At 41.9% G+C, this 17,956-nt stretch carries 11 protein-coding genes; 9 read left to right on the top strand and 2 right to left on the bottom strand.

The window, feature by feature from the left end; translation table 11 throughout:
• Positions 1-72 precede the first annotated feature (72 nt).
• The 5 genes from KQI22_RS03045 to KQI22_RS03025 all read left to right on the top strand — a co-directional run bounded on the left by KQI22_RS03045 (position 73) and on the right by KQI22_RS03025 (position 10,353).
• The gene (locus KQI22_RS03045; RefSeq protein WP_216550596.1) at positions 73-3,366 is read left to right on the top strand and encodes a tetratricopeptide repeat protein; all 3,294 of its coding nucleotides are present in this window, start codon (positions 73-75) and stop codon (positions 3,364-3,366) included.
• A gap of 15 nt (positions 3,367-3,381) precedes the next feature.
• The gene (gene glgB, locus KQI22_RS03040) at positions 3,382-5,307 is read left to right on the top strand and encodes a 1,4-alpha-glucan branching protein GlgB (protein WP_216550595.1); all 1,926 of its coding nucleotides are present in this window, start codon (positions 3,382-3,384) and stop codon (positions 5,305-5,307) included.
• A gap of 195 nt (positions 5,308-5,502) precedes the next feature.
• Positions 5,503-8,505 carry a DUF6240 domain-containing protein gene (locus tag KQI22_RS03035; RefSeq protein WP_216550594.1) on the top strand — a complete coding sequence of 1,001 codons (3,003 nt, stop codon included), beginning with the start codon at positions 5,503-5,505 and terminating at the stop codon, positions 8,503-8,505.
• 18 nt (positions 8,506-8,523) lie between these two features.
• Positions 8,524-9,654, top strand: a complete 1,131-nt coding sequence (locus KQI22_RS03030; RefSeq protein WP_216550593.1) for a flagellin N-terminal helical domain-containing protein — start codon at positions 8,524-8,526, stop codon at positions 9,652-9,654.
• 222 nt (positions 9,655-9,876) lie between these two features.
• The gene (locus KQI22_RS03025) at positions 9,877-10,353 is read left to right on the top strand and encodes a flagellar export chaperone FliS (protein WP_216550592.1); all 477 of its coding nucleotides are present in this window, start codon (positions 9,877-9,879) and stop codon (positions 10,351-10,353) included.
• Positions 10,354-10,376: 23 nt separating this feature from the next.
• Here KQI22_RS03025 and KQI22_RS03020 read toward each other — a convergent pair whose 3' ends face one another.
• The gene (locus KQI22_RS03020; RefSeq protein ID WP_253293484.1) at positions 10,377-10,946 is read right to left on the bottom strand and encodes a YesL family protein; all 570 of its coding nucleotides are present in this window, start codon (positions 10,944-10,946) and stop codon (positions 10,377-10,379) included.
• 297 nt (positions 10,947-11,243) lie between these two features.
• Between KQI22_RS03020 and KQI22_RS03015 the strand changes: the two genes are divergently transcribed.
• The 3 genes from KQI22_RS03015 to KQI22_RS03005 all read left to right on the top strand — a co-directional run bounded on the left by KQI22_RS03015 (position 11,244) and on the right by KQI22_RS03005 (position 14,595).
• Entirely contained in the window at positions 11,244-12,674 is a 1,431-nt protein-coding gene (locus tag KQI22_RS03015) for an ABC transporter substrate-binding protein (protein ID WP_216550590.1), read from the top strand.
• A gap of 84 nt (positions 12,675-12,758) precedes the next feature.
• Positions 12,759-13,766: a carbohydrate ABC transporter permease gene (locus KQI22_RS03010; protein ID WP_330623248.1), complete on the top strand. Its 1,008-nt coding sequence runs from the start codon at positions 12,759-12,761 to the stop codon at positions 13,764-13,766.
• The gene (locus tag KQI22_RS03005; protein WP_216550589.1) at positions 13,753-14,595 is read left to right on the top strand and encodes a carbohydrate ABC transporter permease; all 843 of its coding nucleotides are present in this window, start codon (positions 13,753-13,755) and stop codon (positions 14,593-14,595) included. The genes KQI22_RS03010 and KQI22_RS03005 overlap by 14 nt, the downstream gene beginning before the upstream one ends.
• Before the next feature lie 68 nt (positions 14,596-14,663).
• On the opposite strand, the gene KQI22_RS03000 is transcribed toward KQI22_RS03005, so the two are convergent.
• On the bottom strand, positions 14,664-15,590 hold the full coding sequence (locus tag KQI22_RS03000; protein ID WP_216550588.1) for a helix-turn-helix domain-containing protein: 927 nt from the start codon (positions 15,588-15,590) through the stop codon (positions 14,664-14,666).
• Positions 15,591-15,804: 214 nt separating this feature from the next.
• Here KQI22_RS03000 and KQI22_RS02995 point away from each other — a divergent pair, with 214 nt between their 5' ends.
• Positions 15,805-17,910 carry a glycoside hydrolase family 3 C-terminal domain-containing protein gene (locus KQI22_RS02995; RefSeq protein ID WP_216550587.1) on the top strand — a complete coding sequence of 702 codons (2,106 nt, stop codon included), beginning with the start codon at positions 15,805-15,807 and terminating at the stop codon, positions 17,908-17,910.
• The last annotated feature ends 46 nt before the right edge of the window (positions 17,911-17,956 follow it).

Raw genomic sequence — 17,956 nt, 5'->3', positions numbered from 1 at the left:
CTATGTTAAACTAAAACGGAATATGAATGTTTAAAAAAAGCAGTTCTTACCATTAAATTGAGGTGAAAGAAATTGGATAAATACGAATATCGGATCAGGGCAGAGGAAATCAATGCACTGATCGAGCAGAAGGACTACATACAGGCAGTAAAAATAGCAGATACGATCGACTGGAGAAGAGTCAGAAGTGTTGTAATGCTCTGCAAGGTGAGCGAGCTTTACAAGATCAACAGACGATATGAAGAAAGTAAAGAAGTATTATTATTAGCTTATGATCTGCAGCCGGGATCACGTAAGATCGTGTATTCGCTTTGTGAGCTTTCCATTAAGCTGGAAGAAACAGTGCAGGCTGTTGAATATTATAAAGAGTTTATCCAGATCGCGCCAAGAGATACAGGACGTTTCATTTTACAGTACAGATTGTATGAAGCACAGGATGTCAGTCTGGAAGAGCGTATTGCTGTACTTGAGGAATATAAGAAAAGAGATTATCGGGAAAAATGGGCATATGAGCTGGCTTATCTGTATCACAGGATCGGACTTGCCACACGGTGTGTGGAGGAATGTGATGAACTGATCTTATGGTTCGGAGAAGGCAAGTATGTTATAAAAGCATTGGAGCTGAAAATGCTGCATGCACCTCTGACACCGGAGCAGCAGGAAAAATACAATGCAAGATTTGCAGTTCCGGAACCGGAAGAAGTGCAGGAAGAACAGCAGCCTTCTATGCCGATCGAGATCAAATCTGTAGAAGCAGCAGGTGTGATCACAGCGGAAATTCCGACAAAGGAAGTAGAAGAAGAAATGGAAGCTGAAAATCTGTATCCGCAGGAAGAAGCAGAAAATGACGAAGAAGCTGCAGAGGAAGAATCCGAGGCTTCGGCGGAAAACGAAGATACAGATTCTGCAGAAGCGGAAGACGAAGATGCTGATATGAAGATCGTAAGTCCTGATATAGATGATATTCAGGTAAAGACGATCGATGTCGGTGATGAATACAGCACGATCAATCTGCAGGAAGCACTTGCAAAAAATATAGCAGAAATGCTGGCAGAAGAAGATATGGAAGCCTCCGATGCGACAAAGGCACTTCCGGTGGATTCTATTTTTCAGGCAACGACACAGAAAATAGAAGATATGCCTGCTTTCAGAGAAGAAGAGAAAAAGGCGGAGCAGGAAGAAAAACCGGAGCCGGAATCTGTAGAAGAGGAAGCTATAGAAATTGAAGAACCGGAGCAGTATTCAGAACCTGTAGAAGTGAGAGAGATTTCTGCAGATGAGAAACCGGAAGAAATAGAAGAAGCAGGGGAATCGGAAGATAAAACTGCAGAAACAAATATATCGGAAGAAATTCCTGAGACAGAAGAACTGGAAGAGATCGAAGAAGCAGAGCCTGTAGAGGAGTCAGCAGAAAAAGAAACGGAGCAGGAAGCAGCTAAAGAGGATATTGCAGAAGCTGTCATAGAATCAGAAGATACTGAACCTGTAGAAATGACAGAAATTTTCTCAGAAGAAAAGCCTGAAGAATCAGAAGAACTCCCGGAAACAGAGGAACTGGAAGAAATCGAGGAAACAGAGCAGGTAGAGGAGCCAGCAGAAGAACCGGAATCTGCAGAAGAGCAAGAGCCGGAAGATATCAAACCGCTTCTGTTTGGCGGAGACAAACCGTTACCGGAAGCACTGATCCAGGCAGTTCAGACTGTTGCAATGGAAGCAGCGAAGGAAGCAGCCAAAGAGGCTGCAAAGCAGGCAGCACAGGAAGTGGCACATGAAGCAGTGGAAGCCATTAAGGAAATGACGCCTGCCAAAGAGGTTGCTGAGGAAGAAACAGAAGCAGAAACCATCAAGGAAGAAGAAACACTTGTAAAAGAGCCGGAACCGATGGTAGAAAAGCAGATCACCGGTCAGCTCAGTTTTGCAGATATTATGGCAGAATGGGAAGAAACCAAGAAAGCCAACGAAGAAAAGCATTTACAGGAAATGAAGCAGCGGGTTTTAGAGCAGACAGGCCCTCTGTTATCGGATTTTGATGCAGCAGCAAGAGCCAGTGTCCAGTCAGATCTGGATATGATTAATCCGGTTCTTGATGTATTCTCCGATACGGATGATCTTGCTACGGAAGTAGAAGATGCATTAAAAGAAGAAACAACAGAAGAAAAGACCGAGACAGAAGAACCGGTTGCAGCAGAAGAGCCTGCAGCGGAAGATATCGATCTGCCGGAAGAAGAATCTGTAGAAGAGATCGTTGCTTCCGTAGAACAGACAGATTATGTGGCTGAGCCTGAGCAGGAAGAATCCGCAGCAGAAGAAGAAACAGAATCTGTAACAGAAACAGAGCCGGTTTCAGGCGATGAAGCGGAAGAAGAATTGCAGGATCGGCCGAATAAATTTAATACGGCAGAGATCAACGGTCTGGAAGCCAAGCTGATGACAGCACTTGAAAACCAGCATTATGATACAAGCAATATGCAGGTACAGGCGCTGGAAGAAGAAATGGAACAGTCCGAAAAAGATTCCAAACCGGAGAATTTTATTTCATTATCTGAGATCGAAAAGCAGCAGGAAAGTGTTTTACCGGCAGAAAAACAGGAAGAAAAGCCGGACGGTCTGGAAAAACGTACTCTGACAAAAGCAGAAAAAGAAATGTTTGGTGCGATCGCGCAGACAAAAGAACTGCAGGAACAGATCGCACATGCACTGGATGCCATTTCACTCGTTCCGTTTACCGGTAATGTGATCATTACAGGAGATAAAGGAACGGGCGCGTTAACGATCGCACAGAATATCGCACTGGATATGCAGTCGAATGAATCCTTTACGGGAAGTACGGAAACGCTGACAGCAGAAGAGCTGGAACAGAAGGATATCACAACATTATTTGAAAAAACGGCAAATGGTGCGATCATCATCGATCAGGCGGGTGATATCAAACAGTCTGTATGCCAGAGTATATTAAAGGCCTGTGATGAAATGCAGGGAAAAGGCATTCTGCTTATCCTGACAGATACCAAGCAGGATATGGACAGACTGATCCGTTCAAATCCAAAAGTACAGGATTACTTTAATGTAAAGATCGATATTCAGGTTCTGGATAATGACGGACTTGTAAATTTTGGACGGGAATATGCGAGGGAACAGGAATATTCCATTGATGATATGGGTGTTCTGGCACTTTATAACCGAATTGAAGAAAAACAGACAAACGAGCATGCGGTTACGGTAGAGGAAGTAAAAGAGATCATAAACGAAGCGATCAGTCATGCGGACAAAAAAAACCTTTCCCACTTTATGGATGTTGTTTTTGCAAAGCGGTATGACAAAGAAGATATGATCGTATTAAGAGAGAAGGATTTTATCAAAAAATAGAAAAGGGGTTAAGGTATGACAGAAAGCAAAAAACAGGAATGTCCGGTTATGATCACCGAGGCAGATGCTTATCTTTTTGCACAGGGTACACATTATGAAATCTATGAAAAAATGGGTGCGCATGAAGCGGAAGTAGATGGGCAGAAGGGAGTTTACTTCGCAGTATGGGCACCAAATGCCAAATATGTGAACGTGATCGGCTCTTTTAATAACTGGGATATCTTCAAGGATAATATGGAGCGTATTTCAGACGGAGGTATTTTTGCACTATTTATTCCGGACGCAAAGGTTGGGGATATGTACAAATATGTGATTACGACAAGTGATGACAGAAAATTGTACAAAGCAGATCCTTACGGCAATTATGCACAGCTCAGACCGGATAATGCATCTATCGTAACAGATCTCTCCGGTTTCAAATGGACAGATACTGTATGGCAGACAGAAAAGCAGACAAAAGATGTTTTAAAACAGCCTATGGCAATTTATGAATGTCATATCGGTTCCTGGATGAAACATCCGGTCAGTGATCCGGAGAAAGAGACCGGATTTTATAATTACCGTGAATTTGCAGATCGCTTTGTAGAATACTGCAAGGATATGAAATATACGCATGTAGAGCTGATGGGAATTGCTGAGCATCCGTTTGACGGTTCCTGGGGATATCAGGTAACAGGCTACTATGCACCGACTTCCCGTTACGGAACACCGGAAGATTTCATGTATCTGGTCAATACCTTACATAAACACCATATCGGTGTCATTCTGGACTGGGTTCCGGCGCATTTTCCAAAGGATGAATTCGGTCTGGCAAATTTTGACGGAACATGTCTGTATGAGCATCCGGATGCCAGAAGAGGAGAACATCCTGACTGGGGAACAAAGATCTTTAATTATGGCAGACATGAGGTCAGCAACTTCCTGATCGCCAATGCGATGTTCTGGATCAACAAATTCCATATTGACGGACTCAGAGTAGATGCGGTAGCTTCCATGTTATATCTGGATTACGGCAGAGAAAACGGACAGTGGCTGCCAAATGAATTCGGCAATAATAAAAATCTGGATGCAATTGAATTTTTCCGTCATCTGAATTCCATGATGAAGAAAAAATATCCGGGCACAATGATGATCGCAGAAGAATCCACTGCATGGCCGCTCGTAACAGGCGATCCAAAGGAAGGCGGACTTGGCTTTACTTTCAAATGGAATATGGGCTGGATGCATGATTTCTGCTCTTATATGAAGCTGGATCCGATCTTCAGAAAAGATAATCATTATAAAATGACATTTGCGATGAGCTATAATGAAAGCGAAAATTATATTCTGCCGCTTTCCCATGATGAGGTCGTTCATCTGAAATGCTCTATGCTCAATAAAATGCCGGGCTTTTATAAAGACAAATTCGCAAATCTGCGTATAGGATATACTTATATGTTTACCCATTGCGGTAAGAAGCTTCTGTTTATGGGACAGGATTTCGGACAGGACTGCGAATGGTCGGAAGAAAGAGAGCTGGAGTGGCATTATCTTGAAGATAAAGAGCACAGTTCCATGAAATACTACACACAAAAGCTCCTGGAGATCTACAACAAATATCCATGTCTGTCTGAAAATGATAACAACTGGAAGAGCTTTGAATGGATCAATGCGGATGATAAAGACAGAAGCATTTACAGCTATGTGAGAAAGTCAGAAAACGGCAGAAATAATATTCTGGTTGTTCTGAATATGACTCCGATGGAACGGAAGGACTATCAAGTCGGTGTTGATAAAAAGAAGAAATATAAATTGCTTTTAAACAGCGATGATGTTGATTTTGGCGGAAACGGTGCTGTGATTCCGAAAGAGATTACTGCAAAGGCAGTGGAATGTGACAACAGACCATATTCCCTGACATTTGATCTGCCGGCTTACGGTGCTGCATTATTCCTGTTTTAAGCAGCATTCTCTTTAGAAAAAAGAAAAAGAATCCGAAATAAAAGGTAAGCACATTGTGCTTACCTTTTTTTGTTATGGCGACGAGGAAAATGCACGCATTTATGCGATGCATTTGACGACCGCTAATCAGAGCGAGATTCGCAGAGCGTATCTCGTCTCTGTAATGAAGATAGAAACCGAAAGAAAGAGGATCCTATGAGAATCAACTTTACGAATATACAGGTCAATCAGGAAAAAGAAATACCGAAGGCGCAGACAGCAGAAAAAAAAGATACAAAAGCTGCTGCTGTATTTGCTGCAAATCCGTTTTCAGCTACGCAGACAAAACAGGGTATTTACGATAAACAGGGAAAAACGATGGAAGATATCCAGACAGAAACATCGGTTGTGGATACTGCCTCTTTAAAGGATTATATGACGGTTATGGCAAATACCATGTCTGCGGATGATTATCAGGCACTTGTAAAAGACGGCATAAATCCGGGCAGGATTGAAGCAGGTGATGCGGTAACGATCATGGATCACATCAAGGCGGAAATGGCAAAAGCCGGTACTGTGATCACGGGTTTTAACAGCAGTGATGATTTTTCACTGGATAAGCTGACAGCACTTTCCGGCGATGCAGGCTATGCGCAGAGCCTGATGGCGGCATTTTCCCAAAATGACATTCCGCTTACGGAAGATAATGCCCGGGAAACAGTAGATGCAAAAGATCTTGCTATGCAGATCGGTGATGTAACGGATGATATGAAGCAGTATCTTTTGGAAAACGAGCTGCCTGTCACGATTGAAAATACTTATAAAGCAAAATTTGCCGCCACTTATCAGGGGCAGGAAAAGGATCAGGCGATGGCAGCAGATCCTGCTTTTGCAAAGCAGATCGACAGTGTGATAGAAGAAGCAGGGCTGACTGCTGATGAACAGACAAAAGCCGATTGTATGTGGCTCGTTGGAAGAGATATCCCATTGACGGCGGAGAATCTTCTGCTGCTGCAGGATATGAACCGTATGGAGCAGGGAAATGAAGCTGCTGTTACGGAAAAGATAGTAGAAGCATTAAAGGAAGGAAAAGCACCGAAGGAAGCACTTCTCGCCGGAGAGAGCCTTCTTAAAAAGGCAGAAAAGATCATGGATGAGGCTGTTTCTATCAGTGATGAAGCTGTTGACAAGGTTGTTTCCGAAGGACAGACCTGCAATATCCACAATCTGGCAAGAGCGCAGGCGGATCTGGAGATGCAGCAGAAGGAAGCTTCCGTTTCGTCCGGTAATATGACGGAAACAGATGCGCAGCTATCAGGGCAGCAGATCCATGCAAGACGTGTTATGGAAGAAGTGCGGCTCCAGATGACAGTCAGAGCCAATCTGCTTCTTTTGCAGAGTGATTATGCGATTGATACACAGCCAATCGAGGATCTTGTGGAAAACCTTAAAAAAATAGAGCAGCAAAGTGGAGAAACCATGGGAATTTCTCTCCCGGATGAAGCGATGGATGCGGTCTGGAAGGAAAACAGTCATAAGATTATGCAGATCGGTCAGATGCCTGCTGCAATCCTTGGTCCGATCGGCAGACAGATCGGCAGTTATCAGCTTTCCGGTATTTATGAGGCAGGTCTGAGCCGTCAGAGTATGTACCAGAAAGCGGGAGAAAGTTACGAAGCACTGATGACACAGCCAAGAGCGGATCTGGGAGATTCCATCAAAGATGCTTTCCGAAATGTGGATGATCTGCTTTCCGAAAACGGAATGGAAGCTACGGATGCAAACAGAAGAGCTGTCCGTATTTTGGCTTATAACCGGCAGGAGATCACAAAAGAGAATATTGAAGAAATCCGATACGCAGATGCAAAGCTGCAGAACTTGCTTTCTGAAATGACACCCGCGAAGACGTTGCAGATGATACGGGAAGGTGTCAATCCGCTGGAGGAAACAGTAGATGATCTGACTGCTTATCTGCAAAATCAGCAGACAGACTATGTGGACAATGAAGAAAGATTCAGCCGGTATTTATATAAGCTGGAACAGGAAAAATCCATTTCCGCAGAAGAAAGAGCTTCTTATATCGGTATTTACCGTCTGATCCGCCAGATTGAAAAAGGAGACGGAAAAGCGATCGGAACCGTTGTTGCAAACGGGCAGGAGCTTAGTTTTTCCAATCTGCTTTCCGCTGTCAGAACAGGACAGAAAAAGAAAGTGGATGTAAAAGTAGATGATGATTTCGGTCTGCAGAAGGAAGTGGTGCAAAAGGGCGAAAGCATTTCCGACCAGATCGACAGCTATTATCAATATCAGGCGAAGGGGCTGTTTGATGCACTTTCCATGGAAACGGTACAGACGGAAATGGAAAGCATTTCTATCATGCAGAGCGGGGAAGAGCTTGCCAAGATGCGGGAAGATCTCACGGGTCAGGAACCTGTGATCGAATTTCTGACGGCTTTCGGGCAGCCTGTGCATGCCCAGAACATGGCAGCGGCAAAACAGATGTTAAACAGCCGCGGAGATATGTTTAGAAAGATCAAAGATGCAGAGTCTGAGACGGAAAATGCAGATACTTTCCCAAATGTCGATGCTGCTTTTGAAGAGCTGTTATCTCATTTTAACGATGTGGAAGAAGCAAAGCAGTCTTATAAGGACTTTACCGATACAATGCAGGAAGCAGTGGAGGAAGCTGTTTATGAACAGTCGGATCTGCTCGATATCAAAGCACTTTCTTTGGTTGCCAAGCAGCTTTGTTTATCTTCTCATCTGGCAAAAGAGGAATGCTATGAAATGCCCGCTGTGATACGCGGAGAACTGACAAGTGTTACTGTCCGCTTCCGTCATACAGAGCAGAAAGAAGCATCTGCTTCTTTACAGGTAACTTTGACGGATGGAGAGATCATAGCTGCAAAGTGCAGACAGGAAAATGGCAGAATAACAGGATATATCGGCTGTAACAGGGAAGATACCCTGCAGAAATTACAGGAAAAAGAGGAAGATTTTAAACAGTCTGTTCTTTCGGAAACAGGATATTCTGCCGATATTACTATTGTATATAGTCAGGATATTAAAAATTCTTATTATGATACGGAGCAGTCTGCAGGGAAGCAGATGCATACAAATACAGAAAACCGGTCAGAAGAGGTACAGGGAAGTCATACTTCTGCAAATGGTCTGTATCAGACAGCAAAACAGCTGATCAGACTGTTAATGGAAATATAAGCAGAAAGGTGAACAGGTATGAAGATCAATTACAATGTATCGGCGGTTGTAGCCAATGCAGCACTTACAGTGAATGAAAAAAAGTTTAATGTTTCAACAGAGAGATTATCGACAGGTTATAAGGTAAATCATGCAAAGGAAAATCCATCCGGAATTGCGATCGCAAAGCGTATGAATGCACAGCTCAAGGGGCTTTCACAGTCTAAGGATAATGCAAGTACGGCAGTTTCCGTTGTCAGCACGGCAGAAGGTGCACTGACAGAAATACAGTCCATGATACAGCGTATGAATGAGCTTTCCGTACAGGCAGCAACAGGTACAAAAACAGATTCCGACAGGGAATCCATTCAGGCAGAGATAAAAGAGCTGAAAGAAGAAATCGAACGTATGAAAAATGATACGGAATTTAACGGCAAAAAGCTGTTAAACGGCGATTGCGATCTAAAAGGCTATGCAGATGCAAAGGGCATTAAGGTAAGCTATTATTCCGATGAAACACCGGTCGCAAATTATAAGTTCAGTCTGGTAAATCCGATCCCGCTTGATCAGGATGGAAATGTAGATCTGAAAGACGGTAGTGTAACACTTCTGCAGGATGGCAGTGAAAATGCATTCCCGAAAGATGCCAAGATCACTTATGACGGCGACAAAGTAACTGTCACAGCAGCAAATGAATTTGAAATTACATTCCAGGTAGATAAAGACGTTACAAAAACAAGTCAGGATGGCAGCATTTCTCTTGATATTACAGGAATCGGAGCCATGCGTGTCCAGATCGGAGCCAATGAGGGACAGGTGCTTGCGATTCGTATTCCGGAGGTTTCTCTGGATACACTCGGTCTTTCTGATATCGATATTTCCACACAGGAAGGTGCGCAGCGTGCGATGGACCTTACCAAACAGGCGAATGCTTATATTTCTACTGTCAGATCCAGAATTGGTGCTTATGAAAACAGACTGGAGCATACACAGAGCAGCCTCGGTGTCACAGAAGAAAATGTGACAAGTGCTTTCTCCCGTATCATGGATACAGATATGGCAGAGGAAATGACAGAATATGCAAACCAGCAGGTGCTCAATCAGGCAGGCATTTCCGTTCTGACACAGGCGAACCAGAGACCGGCAGAAGTACTGCAGCTGTTACAATAATTGCCACATATTTGCGAAGCAAATGTGCGGCCAAATAACTTGCAAAGCAAGTTATAGAATAATTGTCATATATTTGCGTCAGCAAATGTATGACCAAATAACTTGCAAAGCAAGTTATAGAATAATTGCCACATATTTGCGAAGCTTGTCACATATTTGCGTCAGCAAATGTGCGGCCAAATAACTTGCAAAGCAAGTTATAGGACATTAGAGGACTCCTACATGACAAACGAAAAAAAACAGGAATTTACACTGCGGATCACGCAGGCAAACAAAAGCCAGCTCATTGTGCTGTTATATGAAATTTTTCTGCAATATATGGAAGATGCAAAAGATGCGCTTGCGGACGGACAGAAAGATGCTTTTCACAGAAGCATGGAAAAATCCATTGACTGTCTGCGGGAGCTGACAGATAGCGTGCAGGAAAAAAATGAGCTTGGCAGAACTGTTCTGGGTTTATACTTATATGTCAGCAGGCAGCTTGGCATAGCCCTTGGCAGTAAAAAAGCAGAACCGCTTTTTGAAGCAGAAAAGGTGATGCGCAGACTTTACGAAATATATAAAGAAGATGCTGTCAACGATACGAGTGATCCTGTCATGCAGAAGAGCCAGCAGGTTTATGCAGGTCTGACCTACGGACGGGAAGATCTGACAGTCAGCAGTCAGGATGGCAGCAGCAGTCGCGGTTTTTACGCATAAGACAGATAATAAAAATAGTAATATTATGATACATCCTTTTCACAGGATAATAAAATTTTAGATAAAAACAAAGAATAGAAACAAGCCAATGCTGCAAAACCAAAAAAGAACAACAGGCTTCCGATCATGACCAGATTTTTGCCCGAAAGAGATGAAAGAAAAAGTAAAAAGGCAGGGATAAACAGGATCAGAATGGTTGTTGGCAGATTACTGAGACTCAGCAGTATGGCATTTTTTAAAGTGTCTTTTAAAGTTGCTTCATAAAAGGAAAGCAGCGGAAACGCATAAATGATAATGGAAAATAACACAAACAGCAGAATCAGAAACGGAACTTGTAGCAATACATATTTCCGGTCAAGTATAAAACAGACAATATACAAATCTGTCAGGAAAAAAGCACATAAAAGAAAAAGACAGATCCATAAAGGCGTTGCAGATTTAAACTGCTTTCGAAAACAATGCATATAGTTTTTATGGATTGAAATACCTTCTTTCCGGATCATTTTAATACTTGTATTATATAATGCGCAAAGTGAACTCCCTATTGTAAAAAGAGGGAGCGATGTCAGAATAAAGAGAAAATTAAGTTCCATCAGATCAAAAAAACATTCTAAAATCCGAATCAGTGGATTATCAGCCTGAAACAAATCCTTCATAAAAATCATTCCTTTCTTTAAATCATCCATATTATAAATTGAGTATACAGGAAATATGTGTTTATTGTTAGTACGAAATACATATTTGGCAAGAATTGCAAAATAAAAAGCAAGAATCGTAAAGAATCAAATATAAAAAAATGTATAATAAAGTTATGTTATTACACAACGGGGCCTGTTATTGGGAATAGCAATGCAAAGTAAAAAACAAAGGGTATTGTAAGGAGGAAAAAAATGAAGAAGTTAATTGCAAGTATTTTATGCGCATGCACAATATCAACTCTTCTTGTTGGTTGTGGCAGTACATCTGATCAGGCTGATCAGGCTGGAGATACAACTGCTGAAACACAAACGGATGCAGAGAGCGAAGAAAGTACAGAAAGTACAGGAGATGCAAAGACAAATGCAGATGCGGATCATGTGATCAATGTCTGGGCATTTACAGATGAAGTGCCTAATATGATTGAAAAGTACAAAGAATTGCATCCTGATTTTGATTATGATATCAACACAACAATTATTGCAACAACGGATGGTGCTTATCAGCCGGCACTGGATCAGGCACTTGCATCAGGAGGAGCTGATGCACCTGATATTTATTGTGCAGAAGCAGCTTTTGTACTGAAATATACACAGGGTGATGCTTCACAGTATGCAGCAGCTTATGAAGATCTTGGCATTGATGTAGCTACTATGACAAAAGATGCGGATATTGCGCAGTATACGATGGATATCGGAACAAATCCTGACGGAAAACTGGTTGCACTTGGTTATCAGGCAACAGGTGGTGCTTTTATTTATCGTCGTTCCATTGCAAAAGATGTCTGGGGAACAGATGATCCGGCAGAAATTTCAAAGAAGGTTGGTCCTGGATGGGATCAGTTCTACAATGCAGCAGCTGAATTAAAAGCAAAAGGTTATGGTATTGTTTCAGGTGATGGCGATATCTGGCATGCAGTGGAAAACAGCTCAGATAAAGGTTGGATTGTGGACGGAAAATTAAATATCGATCCAAAACGTGAAGAGTTCTTAGATCTTTCTAAAAAACTGAAAGACAATGGTTATCATAATGATACACAGGATTGGCAGGATGCATGGTTTGCAGATATGAAGGGCGAAGGTGCACAGCAGATTTTCGGTTTCTTTGGTCCTGCATGGCTGATCAACTATACACTTGCTCCTAACTGTGGTGGCGAAAAGGTTGGAGAAGGTACTTATGGTGACTGGGCAGTATGTGAGCCTCCAATCGGTTTCTTCTGGGGCGGTACATGGCTTCTTGCAAACAAAGATACACAGAAGAAGGAAGCTGTAAAGGATATCCTTGAGTGGATTACACTTGACAGCAGTGAAGAAGGTCTGCAGTATATGTGGGCAAACGGTACTTATAATGGAGAAGGTGGCACAAAAGACTGTGTAGCCAGTGGAACAGTTATGTCAAAATCTGACGGATCCGTGGATTTCCTTGGCGGACAGAACATGTTTGATGTATTTGTTCCGGCTAACTCTTATGCAAAGGGTACCAACCTGACACAGTATGATGAGACGATCAATACTTACTGGAGAGAACAGGTTCGTGAATACACAGCAGGTAATAAGTCCCGTGAGCAGGCAATTGCAGATTTTAAACAGCAGGTAGCGGATAATCTGGACGTAATCGTAGAATAAAAATGATCTGAAGCCTCATCCCGGTTAAGGGATGAGGCTGTATCATACATCTTTGATGTATGAAAGGAATTGGAGGTGAAAGATGTGAGAAAAAGAAAGCATCACGGATATGCAAAATACGGTTACATATTCAGTATTCCTTTTATGGTTGCATTTATATTGTTTTCTTTATATCCGATCGTATATACAGCTTTGATTGGTTTTACAGATCTGAAGGGTCTCGGAATGACAAATTTTCATTTTCTGACAGAAGATCCCTTTCGTAATTTTAAAATTATATTGACCAATCCGTCTTTTCAACAGGCGTTAAGAAATACAGTTTTCCTGTGGATCTGTAACTTTATTCCACAGATATTATTGGCACTTTTGTTAACTGCATGGTTTACAGATAAACGAAGTAAGGTAAAAGGACAGGGATTATTTAAGGTTCTTTTCTATATGCCGAATATTATTACTGCTGCAACTGTGGCAATCCTGTTTAATGCTTTATTCGGATATCCGATGGGACCGGTAAATGATCTACTTGTAAGACTTGGTATCACTAATGAGCCTGTAAACCTGCTCATTAATAAAGCAGTTGCAAAGGGTGTTGTTATTTTCATCCAGACATGGATGTGGTATGGCTATACAATGGTTGTCCTGATTTCCGGTGTACTTGGTATCAGTCCCGAGATTTTTGAAGCAGCGGAAGTAGATGGCGCGAATCGTGTACAGACATTCTTTTATGTTACGATTCCGAATATTAAAACAATTTTGTTGTTTACACTTGTTACAAGTCTTATCGGTGGTCTGAATATGTTTGATATTCCAAAGCTGTTCCTGCTTGGCGGACCGGATAATGCAACACTTACAACAAGCGTATTTATTTACAATCAGGCATTCAGTGGCAGTTATATGTATAACAGGGCAGCAGCAGCGAGCATGATCATGTTCCTGATCATCTGCGTTATCTCAGCATTTATGTTCTACATTTTAAGAGATAAAGATGAAGAACTCAGACTTCGTGAGATCAGAAGACAGGAAAAGAAGTACAAACAGGAGCTGAAGGCACAGAAAAGAATGGAAAGGGAGGGTGCAAATGTTACACAATAAAGAAAATAGAATTCTGAAGATTGTGATCTACGTTGTATGTATTCTGCTGGCGATCATCAGTATTATGCCCTTCTGGATCATGATTATGAATGCGACGAGATCGACAACGGAAATACAGCAGCATGCAATTTCTCTTCTGCCATCTACACATGTGATCAAAAACTTGAAGATTCTGCTTGGAAAAAGCTTTAATCCTGCCAGAGGATTTATGAATTCCCTGATCATTTCCGTAGGTTCCACAGGGCTGGCGGTTTATTTCTCATCATTGACGGCATATGCACTGACAGCATATGACTGGAAACTGAAACGGCCGTTTTTCAGCTTTATCATGGCTGTTATGATGATTCCTGCGCAGGTTACGATGATCGGTTTTTACCAGATGGTTTATAAAATCCATATGACAAATAATCTGCTCATGTTGATTTTACCGGCAATTGCTTCGCCATCTATGGTATTTTTTATGAGGCAGTATTTACAATCCACTTTATCGATGGAAATTGTGCAATCAGCAAGAATTGACGGTGCAGGTGAATATTTTATATTCAATTCCATTGTCCTCCCTATTATGAAACCGGCGATTGCAACACAGGCAATCTTCAGTTTTGTATCCAGTTGGAATAACCTGTTTACACCGCTTGTCCTGCTGACAGACCAGGATAAATATACCATGCCTATCATGGTCAGCCTTCTTCGGGGTGATATTTATAAGACGGAATACGGTTCTGTCTATCTGGGTCTGACATTGACCGTTTTACCACTGATCATTGTGTACCTGTTGCTTTCTAAGTATATTATTGCAGGTGTCGCATTAGGTAGCGTAAAAGGTTAATATAAAGTATCTCTCTCATTCACAAAAAAAGGAAGCTTTTGGCTTCCTTTTTTGTTGAAAAGAGATGTTTAATTTACCTGTTCTTCGCGGAATTTATTACGGTATTCCGTTGGAGAACAATTGGTACATTTTTTAAAACACCGGCAGAAGGTAGTCAGATTATTAAAACCCGTCTGGAATGCAATGTCCGTGATCGGAATGTCGGTTGCAAGAAGAGACTGCGCAGCCTGTACTCTTTTGTGAGACAAATAATCATAAAAAGTTGTATTTGTATGGATCTTAAATAAACGTGAAAAATGGTATTTGGAAAAACCAATGTAATCAGCAGCCTGTTCCAGACTCAGATCTTCCTGATAGTTAGCATCAATAAAGGTCAGAAGGCTTACGAACTTATCATAATGTTCCCTGTGTTTATTAATATTATCTGTATCAGCCTGAGTAACGGACTGATCATATTGTTCTTTTCCAATCAAAATACAGCTTTTCAGTAAAAGAGAAAATATCGTTGTTTCCCAAAAAATATCATTGGAAAAATAAGTATCGATCATCTGCATCAGATTAGCATAAAATTCCTGATAAATAGAAGGCTTAGTAATGGCAGAGCAGTAATAAGCATCCATAAAAACAGGATCAAGTGTATGATAATCTTCCAGATTGGAAAAGGAATCGATATTGATCAGAAAAATAAAGCGGGTACCTTCTTCCTGACAGATGATCTTGTGTAACATATTTGGTGGAATCAACAATATATCGCCAACATTTAAATGATAGGTCTTGTTGTTGGCAATAACAGTGTATGTGTTTTCTATGCATAGGATCATCTCCATTGCAGTATGATGATGTGTGGCATATCCTTCTACCTGATTATTGTACCATATGCGGATATGGGATTTGGGACTGTAATCGATCTGCTCCAGAGAGCCTGTCAGATTCCGCCCTACAAACTCAGTAACAGGCTGCTTATATTTTGGTGGTGTTTCTCTTTTTTCTGCCATAAAACTCCTCCTTTTACATGCATAAAACGCAAAATTACCTTCTTTTTCCATTATAAAATACAAATTGATAAATGGAAAGTTTTTGCGTGTATGATTCGCAATATTTGTAAACGATATCGCAAGAAATGTGAGGTCGCTGCAAAAGTAATTTTGTAAGATAAAAGCAGAAGTTAACAAAGGACGGAACAACAGTAGAGAGTATGAGGATTTTGCAATGAACAGAAAAGAAGCAGAAGAAAGAGCGGTTCATCTGGTTGATCAGATGACAGTAGAAGAAATGGCATCGCAGCTCAGATATGATGCACCGGCTATTGAAAGACTGCATATTCCGGCATATAACTGGTGGAGTGAAGGACTTCATGGTGTGGCAAGAGCCGGAACTGCAACTGTATTTCCACAGGCAATAGGGCTTGCAGCTACATTTGATCCGGTGCTAATAGAAAAAATAGGAGATACGATCGCGACAGAAGCCCGTGCAAAATACAATGCAGCTTCTGCGCATGGGGACAGAGATATTTATAAAGGTCTGACAATCTGGTCTCCTAATGTGAATATTTTCCGTGATCCGAGATGGGGACGCGGACATGAAACATATGGAGAGGATCCATATCTGACAAGCAGACTTGGAGAATCCTTTGTAAAAGGATTACAGGGTGATGGATCTTATTTAAAAACAGCGGCGTGTGCAAAGCATTTTGCGGTACATTCCGGTCCGGAAAAGGAAAGACATCATTTTGATGCCAAGGCCACCAGAAAAGACATGTGGGAAACTTATCTGCCCGCTTTTCAGGCCTGTGTGGAGGCAGGTGTGGAATCTGTGATGGGTGCATATAACCGCACGAATGGGGAGCCATGCTGTGCCAACACTTATCTGATGGAAGAGGTATTGCGCGGTAAGTGGCATTTTGAGGGACATTATGTATCTGACTGTTGGGCAATCAAGGATTTCCATGAAAACCATAAAGTAACCAGAAATGCGGAAGAAAGTGCGTATCTGGCGCTGGAAAAAGGATGTGATCTGAACTGTGGCTGTACCTACCGGGAGATTATGCCTGCTTATAAAAAGGGAGATCTGCCACTTTCCCTGATCCGCCGTGCGGCGATCCGTTTGTTTACAACAAGATTTCTGCTCGGAATGTTTGACAAAACAGAATATGATGAGATACCATATGAAACCATTGCCTGCAAAGAACATCTTGCGCTGGCAAAAAAAGCAGCAGAAGAAAGTATTGTTCTTTTAAAGAATGATGGTATTTTACCGCTGAAAAAGAAAAAAGGTATGACAATTGGCGTGATCGGACCAAATGCAGACAGCAGAGAGGCACTGATCGGCAATTATCACGGAACACCTCCGAGATATATTACGGTTCTGGAAGGAATCCAGGATTATCTGGGAGAAGACGGACGTGTATTATATGCACAGGGCTGTCATTTATACAAAGACAGAGAAGAGGCACTGGCACAGCCTGATGACAGGATCAGTGAAGCAGTCAGCTGTGCAGAACATGCAGATGTGGTTGTTCTCTGTCTGGGACTCGATGAGACTCTGGAAGGAGAGGAAGGAGATACCGGAAATTCCTATGCTTCCGGTGACAAGCTGGATCTGCTTCTTCCACCGCCGCAGCAAAGGCTTTTGGAAGCAGTTGCGAAAACAAAGAAACCATTTATCGTCTGCCTGCTTGCAGGTTCTGCAATGGATCTTAATTTTGCGGATCAGGAAGCTGCTGCCATTCTACAGGCGTTTTATCCGGGAGCAGAAGGCGGAAGAGAAGTGGCAAGGCTTTTATTTGGAGAATATTCACCATCCGGAAAGCTTCCTGTCACCATATACCGGGATCTGACAGAAATGCCTGCATTTACAGACTATACGATGCGGGGAAGAACTTACCGCTATCTGACAAAAAAACCACTTTATCCGTTTGGCTATGGTCTGACCTACAGTGATTGTGTGATAGATGAAATACAGCCGGAAAAAGAATATACTTACGAAGATGCTGTAAAAGACGGTATAGAGATAAAAGTACATGTGGAAAACAGGGGCAGTTATGATACAGAGGAAGTACTACAGGGCTATGTGAAAGTACAGAGTCCGAATGAAGTGTTGCATCCGAAGCTCGGTGTTTTTGCAAGGATCCATATAAAAGCCGGGGAAGGACAATGGATCAGCCTGCATATTTCCAAAACTGCATTTTCTACTGTAACAGAGGATGGCGAACGTGTCTATGATGGTAAAAAGGCGCAGATCTTTATTGGATTCGGACAGCCTGATGAGCGGACAGCAGAGCTGCTTGGTGTCAACAGTCTGTCATTTGAAATCTGATAAAATTTTTACTATGGAATAGGCAGAAGGATCATACATAAATAAT

It is taken from the genome of Kineothrix sp. MSJ-39 (assembly GCF_018917935.1).
In the GTDB taxonomy this organism is placed as follows: Bacteria; Bacillota; Clostridia; order Lachnospirales; family Lachnospiraceae; genus CAG-194.
This window is presented reverse-complemented; position numbering and strand designations above follow the sequence as displayed.